General features: G+C 74.7%; 5 protein-coding genes, 1 tRNA gene and 1 pseudogene. 2 read left to right on the forward strand and 5 right to left on the reverse strand.

The window, feature by feature from the left end; translation table 11 throughout:
• Positions 1–69: 69 nt before the first annotated feature.
• Positions 70–1,086, reverse strand: coding sequence for a guanitoxin biosynthesis L-enduracididine beta-hydroxylase GntD (gntD, locus tag ACFRAR_RS13890; protein ID WP_380698112.1), 1,017 nt, complete (start codon positions 1,084–1,086; stop codon positions 70–72).
• 48 nt (positions 1,087–1,134) lie between these two features.
• Positions 1,135–6,870: an amino acid adenylation domain-containing protein gene (locus ACFRAR_RS13895; protein ID WP_380698178.1), complete on the reverse strand. Its 5,736-nt coding sequence runs from the start codon at positions 6,868–6,870 to the stop codon at positions 1,135–1,137.
• Positions 6,871–7,287: 417 nt separating this feature from the next.
• On the opposite strand from ACFRAR_RS13895, the gene ACFRAR_RS13900 reads away from it, so the two are divergent.
• The gene (locus ACFRAR_RS13900) at positions 7,288–8,043 is read left to right on the forward strand and encodes an ABC transporter ATP-binding protein (RefSeq protein ID WP_380698114.1); all 756 of its coding nucleotides are present in this window, start codon (positions 7,288–7,290) and stop codon (positions 8,041–8,043) included.
• Positions 8,040–10,025, forward strand: a complete 1,986-nt coding sequence (locus tag ACFRAR_RS13905; protein ID WP_380698116.1) for an ABC transporter permease — start codon at positions 8,040–8,042, stop codon at positions 10,023–10,025. Before ACFRAR_RS13900 ends, ACFRAR_RS13905 begins: the two co-directional genes overlap by 4 nt.
• A 108-nt stretch (positions 10,026–10,133) precedes the next feature.
• Here the strand turns inward: ACFRAR_RS13905 and ACFRAR_RS13910 are convergent.
• The 3 genes and pseudogenes from ACFRAR_RS13910 to ACFRAR_RS13920 all read right to left on the reverse strand — a co-directional run.
• Positions 10,134–10,207: transfer RNA gene (locus ACFRAR_RS13910), tRNA-Thr, on the reverse strand.
• A 79-nt stretch (positions 10,208–10,286) separates the two neighbouring features.
• Complete coding sequence (gene leuE / locus ACFRAR_RS13915) at positions 10,287–10,937, reverse strand: leucine efflux protein LeuE (protein WP_380698180.1); 651 nt, start codon at positions 10,935–10,937, stop codon at positions 10,287–10,289.
• 116 nt (positions 10,938–11,053) lie between these two features.
• Positions 11,054–12,064, reverse strand: a pseudogene (locus ACFRAR_RS13920) (alpha/beta hydrolase); the annotation flags it as partial.
• Between the last annotated feature and the right edge of the window lie 140 nt (positions 12,065–12,204).

Here is a 12,204-nt window from a genome sequence, read left to right on the forward strand (position 1 = left end):
CGGGGGCGGTCGGCCGGTCAGCCGGTCGGCCGGTCAGCCGGTCGGTCGGCCGGTCAGCCGGTCAGCCGGTCAGCCGATGACGCGGGTCGCGCCGTCCAGCCGGCCGGGCCGGGTGCGCCGCAGGTCGCGGACGACGTTGACGCGCTTGAGCCAGCGGTCGGCGCCGTCGAAGCCGGCCCGGAACGCCCGGCGGCCGTGCACCACGTTGCGGTTGTCGACGAAGCAGACGTCGCCGGTCTGGATGAAGACGTCCGTCAGATTGCCGTCCAGGTGGGCGACCACCCAGTCCAGGGCCCGCGCCGCCTCGGGGTCCTCCGCCCGGGCCTGGAAGAAGTCGCGGTCGATCCGCAGCACCGGGACGTCGGCGTGGCCGCTGAGGATGGCGACCGGGTCCATCGGCGCCTCGTCCTCGGCGAACTCGTGCGAGGAGTCGGGGATCGCGACGAACCGCGGCTCGGCGAGCACCCGGGCGACGTCCTCGGGCATCCGCCGGACGTCGACGTGCGAGACGGTGGTGGCCACCTCGGTGCTGTTGCGCAGCGCGAACAGGCCGACCCAGTCCGCGCGGTGCGGGGAGAAGGCGTCCTCGGTGTGCCAGCCCAGTTCGAGCTCGCTGGAGGCGGAGACCAGGCTCTGCTCGTAGCCGCGGCTCGGCAGCACGTCGGTGACCAGGCGGCCGGACTGCTGGGTGGCCCAGCCGATGACGTCGCCGAGCAGGGCGGAGTACAGCACCAGCAGGGCGCCGTAGACGTGGCTGGCCTCGGTGTCGGCCACGCTCCAGTGGTCGGGGGTGCGGCCCAGGGCCCCCTGGTCGACCAGGTTGCCGCGGATCATGGTCGCGTGCGCCCGCTCGTCGCGGCGGGCGTCGTTGAGGTGCCGGCGCACCGCGAGCGGCAGCTCCTGGGCGAGCACCGGGGCCTCGTCGAGGAAGCGCAGGTCGTTGGCGGCCTTGAAGGTCCGGACGCAGTCCGCGGCCAGCTCGTGGGCGGCGCGGGCGTCCCGCTCGGTGAGTTCGAGGATGTGGTGGTGCGGGCCCTGGGTGTCGGCCTGCCCGCCGGCTGCGTGGATGTCTGCCGTTGCAGTCATGGAGAAACCTTGAGTCTGTGAGGGAGGAGGGACCGGGGAGGCGGGGGATCAGCCGCCGGTCCGGAGGTCGGCCGCCTCGTGCTCGTTGAGGAAGTCGAGGCAGAGGTCGCGCAGGTCCTCGGGGTGGACCACCCGCCAACCGGTCGGCGCCGGTACGGGCTTGGGCCACAGGGCAGGTCGGCCGTGGTCGTCGGCGAGCACGACGAAGGTGCCGTACTCGTCCTCGAAGGGGTCGTCGGACCACGGCCCGTCGAGGACCTCCAGCCGGCCGTCCGGGCCGCTCCGGGCGGCTCGGCCGGTGCGCCACATGCGCTCGCCGGAGGTCTCGAAGGGGTCGGGGACGAAGCGGTCGCCGGTGGCGTCGGGCCGGTCGGCGTACCCGAGCGCGAGGCCCGCGCCCGCCAGGTACAGCGCGCCGGTCCCGCCCGGGGCCACCGGGCGCAGCTGGGCGTCGAGCACGTGGGCCCGGTGGTTCCAGGCCGGGCGCGGGTCGGCGCCGGGTCGGTGGACGACGGTGGTCCGGGCCTCGGGCCGGCCGGCCCGGACGGTCAGCGTGCGGCCGTGGGCGCCGGCGAGGGCGTGGACCTCGGGGCTCGCGTCGTCCCGGTCGGTGGACACCGTCAGGAAGGCGGGTGCGTCGGCGGCCAGGGCGGCCGCCAGCGGGTCGGTGGTCAGCGCGTGGTCGGCGCCGCTGCCGCGCAACCAGTCGGCCAGGCCGGGCAGGTCCTCGTACCGCTTGGGCTCCGGCACCAGCACCGTGGCGCCGGCGGCGAGCGACTCCAGCAGGTCGAGCGCGGCGGCGGTGCCGGGGTAGCCCGGGTGCAGCCAGGCGGTGCGCTCCCCCGGCTGCTCGGCCGCGCGCCAGGCGGCGGCGGTGGCGATGCCCTCGGCGCCGATCAGCACCCCGCCGGCCTCCGGGGTGGCGGTGGCGGCCAGCAGCACCGGGTGCCGCGGGGTCGGCGCGACGGCGGGGCCGTCGTCGCCCGGCCCGGGGTCGGGCGTGCCGGGGTCGGGCGTGCCGGGGTCGGGCGTGCCGCCGAGCACCAGCCGGGTGGCCGGGGCGGCCTGTTCCGGCACGGTCCGGTCGGCCTCGGCGTCGAGCAGCAGCACGCCGGCCCGCGCCACCAGGGCCGTCGGGAGCGCCGCCGGGTCGACGGGCAGGCAGACGGCGCCCGCCTTGGCGACGGCCAGCAGGGCCGTCGCGAAGGCGGCCGGGGAGGCGATCGCGGTGGCCACGACCGTGCCCGGCCCCGCCCGGTGCCCGGCGAGCGTGCGGGCGAGCAGGTCGGAGCGGCGGTCCAGCTCCGCGTAGGTCAGCGGCTGCGGGCCGTCGTCGAGGGCGACGGCGTCCGGGTGCTGCCCGACCCGCGCCGCGAACAGCTCGGGCACCGTGGCGGCCGGGACGGCCCGGCGTTCCCCGGCCCAGGCCTGCCGGGAGTCCGCCAGGGCCCGGTCGGAGTGCAGCCGCAGCGCTCCGATGCCCTGCTCGGGCCGGTCGAGGGCCGATCCGAGCAGCGTCACCAGGCTGTCGAGCAGCGCCGGGACGGCCTGCGCCGCGATCGCGTCCACGCGGTAGGAGGCCTCGACGTCGATGCCCAGCGGCTCGCCGGTGGCGCTCTGCCGCTCGGTCAGCACCAGCGCCAGGTCCGCGTCCGGGTGCGGCCGGCGGGGCTGCTCGGCCCGGACCACCAGGCCCGCGGTCTCGAAGGCCGCCCCGGCCTGCGGGGCGACGGCGAGCACGATCCCGCCGGGCCTGGCCGGGACGGGCTCCTCGCGGAACGCCGCCAGCTGGGTGGCGCGGACCCGCTGGAGCAGCGCGGCGAAGGAGGGGTCGCCCGAGGTGTCCGTCCGCAGCGGCACGGTGCGGGTGTACGGGCCGACGGCGTGCCGCAGGGCCTCGCCGCCGCGCGCCGGGACCGGGGTGGCGAGCACCAGGTCGGTGCCCGCGTCGAGCCGGGTGAGCAGGGCGGCCAGGCCCGCGTGCGCCGCCATCAGGACGGTGGCGCCCTGGTCGGCGGCGAACTGCGCCAGTCGGCGGTGCAGTTCGGCGTCGACGGTGGCCTCAGCCCGGCCGATCCGGAGGTGGTCGGCGGAGGTGACGTCGGCCCGGGCGGCGTCGGCCGCGGCCTTCGGCAGCGGGGTCGGCTCAGGGGTGTCCGCCGCCGGCTCGGGCCGCGCGGTGACGGCCCCGGGGGCGGCGGCGGCCGGCCAGCGCGGCGCCTCGTCCACCGCGCGGGCCTCGTACGCCCGGACCAGGTCCGCGGCGAGCGGCAGGTACGAGAGGGCGTCGACCAGTTCGGGGCGGAACGCCAGCACCAGCAGGTGGTCGTCCGGCGCGAACGCGAACAGCCTGACAGCGCAAGGGAGTTCGCTGCCAAGCGAGTGACGCCCGGCCTCCTCCGACAGGTCGGCCGCACCGGCCTTCCCCGGCGGTTCGGCGGTCAGCGCGTCGACCGTCAGGGCGGACAGCGCGTGGTGCCGGCGGGCCAGGTCCTTCAGCGCGGACTCCAGGGCCTTGACGTCCAGCGCCCCGTCGAAGCGCACCGGCAGCACCAGGTTGCCGGTGCCGCCCTCGGCCCCGGCCGGCCCGTCGGACCGGTCCTGGTCGCCGGCCAGCGCGGCGAGCCCCCGCACCGTGGGCGCCTCGTACAGCGCCCGGGTGCCGGGATCGACCTTGAGGGTGGCACGCAGCCGGGCGACCAGGCGCGCGGCGATCAGGGAGTGCCCGCCGAGCGCGAAGAAGTCGGAGTCCGCGTACACCTCGCGCTTCGGCAGTCCGAGGACCTCGGCGAACAGGTCGCGGACGATCTCCTCGACCGGCGTCCCCGGCAGCGAGCCGGGCATGGCGGCGGCGAGGCTCGGGGCCGGCAGGGCGCGCCGGTCGACCTTCCCGTTCGGGGTGAGCGGCAGGGCGTCGACCGTCATCAGCGCGGCCGGGACCATGTAGTCCGGCAGCTGCCGCTGGAGGTAGGCGCGCAGGGTCACCGCCAGGTCGACGGTGCTGTCGAAGGCGGTGGGGGTGTTGGCGCAGTCGGCGGCCTCGGGGGCCGCGGCGTCGTCCAGGGCGTAGCCGGCCGTCAGCGGGCCGGCCTCGGTGCCGGGAGCGAGCAGGACGATGTCGACGGCCTGGTCGGCGTCGGCCGACCAGGTCGCGAACGCCCGGTACCCGGCGCGCTCGCCGAGGGCGCAGAGCTCCTCCGGGTCGGGGGCGGCGTCCGTCCGCCCGGCCTGCCGGGCGGCCTCGGCGAGGCCGACGCCGGAGTCGATCCCGCGCATCACGGTCCACTCCCGGTGGATCCGGGCGTTGGGCACCCCGGCGATCCGCAGCGCGGCGGGCGCCTCGGCCCCCAGGTGCTCCGCCAGCTCGGCGGCGGAGGCCAGGTCGGTGCCCCAGCCGAGCCGCGGCAGCTCCCGCAGGTCGGCGACCGGCTCGCCGGTGCTCAGCACGGCCTCGTAGCGGTAGCGGCTGAGCTCGTTGTGGTGGGTGCCGCGCTTGATCCGGACGTCCACCGCGCGGATCGCCGGCAGCTCGCGGGCCAGCGTGGTGAACAGCGCCGGGGAGAGCAGCAGTTCGGTCTCCAGCTCGATCCGCTGGCCGATCGAGCGGCGGGTGCTCTCGACGTCCCGCTCCTGCCCGTCGGCGCCGGCCCGGGCCAGTTCCACGCCGGTCTGCATGCAGCGCAGCAGGTCCAGGTTGCGCAGGTCGCCGAGGAAGAACGAACCGCCCGGGGCGAGCAGTGGCAGCACCCGCTCGATCACGGTCCGCAGGTACTCGACGTTGGGGAAGTACTGGATGACCGAGTTGATCACGACCGTGTCGAAGTGCCCGACGGGCAGCTCGTCCACCACGTCCGCGGCCCGGCAGCGCAGGTGGACCCGGCCGCGCAGGCGCGGGTCCGCCTCGGTCTGGGCACGCAGCGCCTCGATCACCGCCGGGGAGAAGTCGGTGCCCCAGTACTCCTCGCAGTCCGGGGCGAGCTGGGACATCAGCAGACCGCTGCCCACGCCGATCTCCAGCACCCGGCGCGGCCCGAGCTCGCGGATGCGGTCCACCGTCGCCGCGCGCCACTCCCGCATCTGGTCGAGGGGGATCGGCAGGTCGTCGTAGCTGCTGTTCCAGCCCACGAAGTTCTCGCCGAGGTCGGTGGACTCGGCGTCCTCGTAGAGGGTTTCGTAGATCTCCCGCCACTCGGTGACCTGGCTGGCCGACTCCGCGGCGGCGGCGGCCGCGGGCACCACGTGGGCGACCAGCCGCCGGTCGTCCTCGGCCTGCTGGTACACCGAGACCACGGCTTCGGAGACGGACGGGTGCGCGGTGAGCACCGCCTCGATCTCGCCCAGCTCGATCCGGAAGCCGCGCAGCTTGATCTGGTTGTCGACCCGGTCGAGGAACTCGACCGCGCCGTCCTCGCGCAGCAGGACGTGGTCACCGGTGCGGTAGAACCGGCCCGAACCGGGCTCGGCCGGGTCGTCGACGAAGCGCTCGGCGGTGAGTTCGGGGCGGTTGAGGTAGCCGAGCGCGAGGCAGGGCCCGCCCAGGTACAGCTCGCCGGAGGCGCCGGGGGCCACCGGCCGGAGGTCGTCGCCGAGGACCAGGGCGACGGTGGCGCCGATCGGCCTGCCGATCGGGATCGTCCTGGCGTCCTCGGCCACCTCGGTGATCTCGTACCAGGTGGCGAAGGTCGTGGTCTCGGTGGGTCCGTACACGTGCAGCAGGTGCTCCGGCGGCTCGGCCGCCAGCACCTGGCGCACCCGCCGCGGGTTGCACGCCTCGCCGCCGAAGAGCAGCACCCGCAGCGGCCCGAAGGCCCAGGGCCGCTCCCGGGCGATCTGGTTGAACAGCGCGGTGGTCAGGAACAGCACGGTCAGTCCGTGCTCCTTGACGGCCCGCTCGAAGGAGGCCGGGTCCACCACGGCGTCCTTCGGCAGACCGACCAGTCGGGCGCCGGCGGTGAGGGCGCCCCAGATCTCGAAGGTGACCGCGTCGAAGGCGGGGTTGGCGGCCTGCGCCATGACGTCCCGCCCGGTGAGCCGCACGTAGTCGGTGGACCGCAGCAGGTCCAGGACGGCGCGGTGCGGGACCACAACTCCCTTGGGAGTTCCGGTGGTTCCTGAGGTGTAGCAGACGTAGGCGGGGTCCTCGCCGTCCGGCGTCACGGCCGACAGGACGGCCGGCAGGGCGGCGATCTCCGCGGCGAGGGCGTCCACCGCGACCACGTCCGCGCCCAGGCCCTCGCAGTCCGCCGCGAAGTCGCTCCGGGTCACCACGGCGCGCGCGGCGCAGTCCGCGAGGATCAGCCGCCGGCGCTCCACCGGGTGCGACGGGTCCACCGGCACGTACGCGGCCCCGGCCCGGACGACGGCGAGCAGCGCCACCACCAGCTCGGGACCGGCCGGCAGGCAGGTGACCACGTGGTCGCCGGGCCCCACGCCGCGGGCCGCCAGGTGCGCCGCCAGCTGGTTCGCCCGGCGGCTCAACTCGCCATAGCTCAAAGATATTCCGGTGTCCGGATAGTCAACCGCCGGTGCATCCGGACTGCGCACCGCATGCCGCTCGACCAGGTCCGAGAGGGACCCGGTGTCGATGTCATTTCCTGAAGTTTGCATACCAACGGTCAAGCCAGTCATGCCCATATCCCCCACGGCAAGAACCACACCCAAACGCTCGCGGACACCCGTCCGCCGTTCGACGGCACCCCTGGCCGCCGCGGAAGTGTCCGCTACGGGAGGCCCGGTGCCTGAATATCGGTGCTGCCTCGTCAGGCTATGTGGTGTTGTGGACATGGTCAATGGTCCAAAAATCTTGCTTTCGAAGGTGCAGCCGCGCACGACCCACCCCCCGGACCTGATCGTTCCGCTCCCCAAACTCCTTGACCCGTAAACCAGTTCGCGCACCACCCGTCGGCATCGGCATCACCATCGCCATCGGCTCCGCCATCGGCGCCCACCGGGCCCGTGGGGCGGCCTGCCGGTACCGGTCCTGCTCAACGAGCCGTTCACCGCCCACCGGCTCACCGACCCACCGCCCACCGACCCACCGGCACGGCGGCTCGACCGACGCCCCGCCCGAGCCGACCCCGCCGCGCGACCACCTCGCCCGGGTGGCCGGCCAGGACGCCGGGACCGCCCCACCGGGGCCGTCCCGACCCGTGACGGAAAGTCATGTCTTCCGAAACCGCCACCTGGTAGGAAATGATCATCATGAATGACAATGACGTAGTCCGCCTGGAACAGGTCACCCGCTCCTACGGAACCGGCCAGAGCGCCGTCACCGCACTGGCCGGGGTCACGGTCGGCTTCGCCCCCGGCAGCTTCACCGCCGTCATGGGCCCCTCCGGATCGGGCAAGAGCACCCTGCTCCAGTGCGCCGCCGGGCTGGACCGCCCGGACTCCGGCAAGGTCGTCGTCGACGGCGTCGACCTCGCCGGCCTCGACGAGACCGCCCTGACCCGGCTGCGCCGGGAGCGCCTGGGCTTCGTCTTCCAGGCCTTCAACCTGCTGGGCTCGCTGACCGCCGAGCAGAACGTCGGCCTGCCACTGCGGCTGGCCGGCCGCCGGCCCGACCCCGCCCAGGTCCGGGCCGCCCTCGCCCAGGTGGGCCTGGGCGAGCGGACCGGCCACCTGCCCTCGCAGATGTCCGGCGGCCAGCAGCAGCGGGTGGCGATCGCCCGGGCGCTGATCTCCGCGCCCAAGGTGCTCTTCGCGGACGAGCCCACCGGCGCCCTCGACAGCTCCAGCAGCCGCGAGGTGCTCACCCTGCTCCGCTCGCTGGTCGACCAGCAGGGCCAGAGCACCGTCATGGTCACCCACGACCCGGTCGCCGCCTCCTACGCCGACACCGTGCTCTTCCTCGCCGACGGCCAGGTGGTGGACCGGCTGGCCGGCCCCGACCCGCAGACCGTCGCCGCCCGGATGACCGCCCTGGAGGGCGTCCGCACCGGCGGAGGCCCCCGATGAACGGCTTCCGGCTGCTGCTCCCGATCGCCGCCCTGTCGCTGCGGCGCCGGTGGCCGGCCTTCGTCGGCTCCTTCGTCGCGCTCGCCCTCGGCGTCGCGGTGATGTCCGCCGCCGGGGTGCTGCTCAACACCACGATGGGCGAGGACTCGCTGCCCGGCGCACCCTCCCTGCACAAGCTGGTGGGCTTCATGGCCGCGATGGCCGGGTTCGTCTCGGTGTTCGTGGTCTCCTCGACCTTCGCCTTCGCCGTCGCCCAGCGCCGCCAGGAGACGGCGATGCTGCGCGCCGTCGGCGCGACGCCCCGCCAGGTGCGCTCGCTGATCCTCGGCGAGGCCCTGGTGGTGGCGCTCGCCGCCGCGCTCTCGGGCTGCGCGACAGGCCTGGCCGTCGCCCCGGCGCTCGCCTCCTGGCTGGTCGACCGGGGCGCCGCGCCGAGCGGCTTCCGCGCCCAGCCGGCCGTCCTGCCGCTGCTGCTCGCCGCCTCGGGCGGCCTGGCGGTCGCCCTGCTCGGCGCCTACACGGCCTCCCGCCGGGCCGGCCGGGTGCGCCCGGTGGAGGCGCTCGACGAGGTCGCCGTCGACAGGAAGGTGATGCCGGTCGTCCGCTGGGTGGCGTCGATCGCCTTCCTCGGCGTCTTCGCCTACACGCTCCGGACCTTCATCTCGATGCCCGCGTCGATGATGGCCGACCCCCAGTCCCGCGATCCGGAGACCACCCCGCAGTGGGCCCTGCTCTTCGACGTGATGGCGGTGCTCGCCGTCGTGCTGGTGGCGCCGGTCCTGGTGCCGCCGCTGGTCCGGCTGTTCACCGGGCCCGTCCCGCTGCTGCCCGGCGCGGCCGGCCTGGTCGCCCGGCAGAACGCCCTCGCGGCGATCCGCCGCACCGTCTCCACCGCGACCCCGGTCTTCCTGGTGATCGGCCTGGCCGGCTCGGTGGTCGGCGGCACGGTCGCCTTCAGCGACGCGATGGCCGCCCAGGGCCGCGCCGCCCTCAGAGCCGGGTACGTGGTCGAGCCGGCCGCCGGCGCCGCCGTGGTGCCCGCCGACGCGCTGCGGAAGCTGGCGGCCCTGCCGGGCGCCGAGCTGACCACCGCGGCGACCGTCCGGTTCGACGGCCTGGCGCTCCCGGACCAGCAGCCCGCCCCGGGCCGCCCGGGCGACCTGCCGATCCCGGAGGACGGCCTGGCCGTCGACGGCGACCTGCGGACGGCCTGGAACCTCTCCGCCGACGACGGCTCGCTGGAGGACCTCCACGGCAGGACGGTCGCGGTCTCCAGCGACATGGCGAAGGTCTTCGGCTGGCACGTCGGCGACACCCTGAACGCCCGGCTGGCGGACGGCACCCAGGAACAGCTGCGACTGGTCGCCCGGGTCGGCCACCTGCTGCCGCAGCTGCCCGAGATCGTCGTCCCCCGGGAGGCCGTCCCCGGCGGGCCCACCGTCTCGGTCGCCTACCTGGGCACCGCCGCGGGCCCCGAGCAGGTCACGGCCGCACTGGACGGCACCACGGCCCGGGCCACCGCGGGCGCGGACTGGATCGGGGCGCGCAACGACCGGACCACCGAGAACGGCTGGATCGCGATGCTGGCGATCCTGGGCCCCGCGCTGCTGTACGCGCTGATCGCGATCGTCAACACGATGATGATGTCCACCGGGGACCGGCTGCGGGACTTCGCCACCCTGCGGCTGACCGGCGGCACCCGCCGCCAGGTCATGCGGGTGGTCGCGGCCGAGACCCTGGTGGTGGTCGCCACCGCGGCGGCGCTCGGACTGATCGTCACCCTGCTGACCCAGTACGCGACCGTCCTGCTGATCGAGAACCGCGTCCTCGACACCGGCCGGTCCGCGGCCCTCGACCTGCCCTGGAGCACCCTGGCCGGGGCCACCGCCATCTGCCTGGCCCTCGCCCTGGTCGCCAGCCTGATCCCGGCCCGGCTGGCCCTGCGAGTGCGCCCGCTCGACCTCGCGAACGCCCGGCAGTGACCGTCGGCGGCCCCGAACGAGCCCCCCACCCCTGGCACCCCTGACACCCCGGCGCCCACGAACGCCAAAAGGCCCGGTCAGTTCCCTGACCGGGCCTTTCATCACCTGAGCCGCCTGCGGGATTCGAACCCGCGACCTACGCATTACGAGTGCGTTGCTCTGGCCAACTGAGCTAAGGCGGCACCGCTGCCGTGTGCTGGCAACGCGGGTCAGTCTACACAGGTTCGCAGATGATCCGTACCCGGGTATCCGGGCGTGGGGTCAGGCGGAGGAGACGGCGAGCTTGGCGGCGAAGCCGGCGAAGAGGACGGCGACGCCGCTGGTGAGGGTGGCGGAGAGGCGCTTGCGGCGGCGGAAGGCGGTGGCGAGGGTGGTGCCCGCGAAGATCAGGAGGGAGAGGTAGAGGACGCTGAAGGTCTGGAGGATCCCGCCGAGGAGGACGAAGGAGAGGACGGGCTGTCCGTAGGAGGGGTCGACGAACTGGGTGAAGAAGGAGAGCAGGAAGAGGATCGCCTTCGGGTTGAGGAGGCTGATCACCAGCGCGCGGCGGAAGGGGTTCTCGGTGGACTCGGGGGCGGGCTCGGCGGTGGGGTCGGCCGCGGCCCGGCGTTCGCGCCAGAGCTCGCGGGCGGCGCGGAGCATGCCGTAGCCGATCCAGAGCAGGTAGGCGGCGCCGCCGAGCTTGACCACGGCGAAGACCGCCGGGTTGGCCTTGAGCAGGGAAGCCGCCCCCAGCGAGGTGAGGCTGATCAGGGTGAGGTCGCCGACGAAGACGCCGGCCGCTGCCCGGTAGCCGGTCCGGACGCCCTTGCGGGCCGCGGCGGACAGCACGTACAGGGAGTTGGGGCCGGGTAGCAGGACGATGACGAGGGCGCCCAGGACGTACGTCGCCAGGTCGTTGACTCCGAGCACGATGAACTCCGGTGCGGGGGGAGGGTGGTAGGAAGCGCTCATCGTAACGTCGCACCGGTGAGCGATTGAAGTGAAAAACGACCTTCCGAGACGCCGGGCCCCGGAGGCCCTACCGGTCACCGGTCGCAGCGCTTGCCCCGCTCGGGAGCCTCCCCGGTCAGCAGGAAGCGGTTCACCGCGTCGTCCACGCAGGTGATGTGCCGGCCGTACGCGGTGTGGCCGTCGCCGTCGAAGGTGAGCAGCCGGCCGGACTCCAGCTGGTCGGCCAGTGACCGGGCCCAGGCGTACGGGGTGGCCGGGTCGCGGATGGTGCCGATGACGACGATCGGGGCGGCCCCGGCCGCCCGGATGGTGTGCGCCGCCCCGGTGGCCGGGACCGGCCAGTAGGTGCAGGCCAGGGCCATCCAGGCCATGTCGCGCCCGAAGTGCGGCGAGACCCGCTCGAACTCCGGCACCGCCCGCCGGGCGTCCTCCGGCCCGCGGAACGGGGCGGGCAGGTCGAGGCAGTTCACCGCGGTGTTGGCGAACATCAGGTTGGGGTACGAGCCGTCCGCCTCGCGCCCGTAGTACTCGTCGGAGAGCGTCAGCAGAGCGGTGCCGTCGCCGGCCTTGGCGTCGGCGAGCGCGGTGCGCAGCTTGGGCCAGAGGAAGTCGGCGTACATGGCCTCGATGACGCCGGTGGTCGCCTGGGACCCGGTGAGCCGACGGCCGCCGCCGGTGGTGGTGGGCAGCGGGTCGGTGCGGGCGCCCGCGAGCAGGGCCGTGAGCTGCTCGCCGACCTGCTGCTCGGTGCGGCCGAGCGGGCAGTCCTCGCGCTTGGCGCAGTCCTTGGCGAAGGCGGCCCAGGCGGTCTCGAAGCCGCCGGCCTGGGTGCGGTTGCCGGTGACGGAGTCCAGCGCCGGGTCCATCGCGCCGTCCAGCACCAGCCGCCCGGCCCGGCTGGGGAAGAGCCCGGCGTAGGTGGCGCCGAGGAAGGTGCCGTAGGACTTGCCGACGAGGTTCAGCCTCTCGTCGCCGAGCAGGGCGCGCAGCACGTCCATGTCGCGGGCGGCCTCGACCGTGCCGAGGTGGCCGAGTGCCGGGCCCGCCTGCTGCCGGCAGCCCTCGGCGAACTCCTTGTCGGCGGGGGCCCCCCCCCGGGGACGCCGCCGGGGGCCGGGGGGCCGGGGGGCCGGGGGGCGTGGTGTTGCTATCTACCGTGAGCCACTGGTTTTTTGTTTTTTTATATTTTTTGTTCCGGTTCTGTCTATTTTTGTATTGTAGTTGT

The sequence above is a fragment of the Kitasatospora sp. NPDC056651 genome, assembly GCF_042792155.1.
GTDB lineage: Bacteria > Actinomycetota > Actinomycetes > Streptomycetales > Streptomycetaceae > Kitasatospora.

Coding starts and splice junctions, on each gene's coding strand:
- gntD (WP_380698112.1), bottom strand. CDS start 1,086: ATGACTGCAACGGCAGACATCCACGCAGCCGGCGGGCAGGCCGACACC.
- ACFRAR_RS13895 (WP_380698178.1), bottom strand. CDS start 6,870: ATGTCCACAACACCACATAGCCTGACGAGGCAGCACCGATATTCAGGC.
- ACFRAR_RS13900 (WP_380698114.1), top strand. CDS start 7,288: ATGAATGACAATGACGTAGTCCGCCTGGAACAGGTCACCCGCTCCTAC.
- ACFRAR_RS13905 (WP_380698116.1), top strand. CDS start 8,040: ATGAACGGCTTCCGGCTGCTGCTCCCGATCGCCGCCCTGTCGCTGCGG.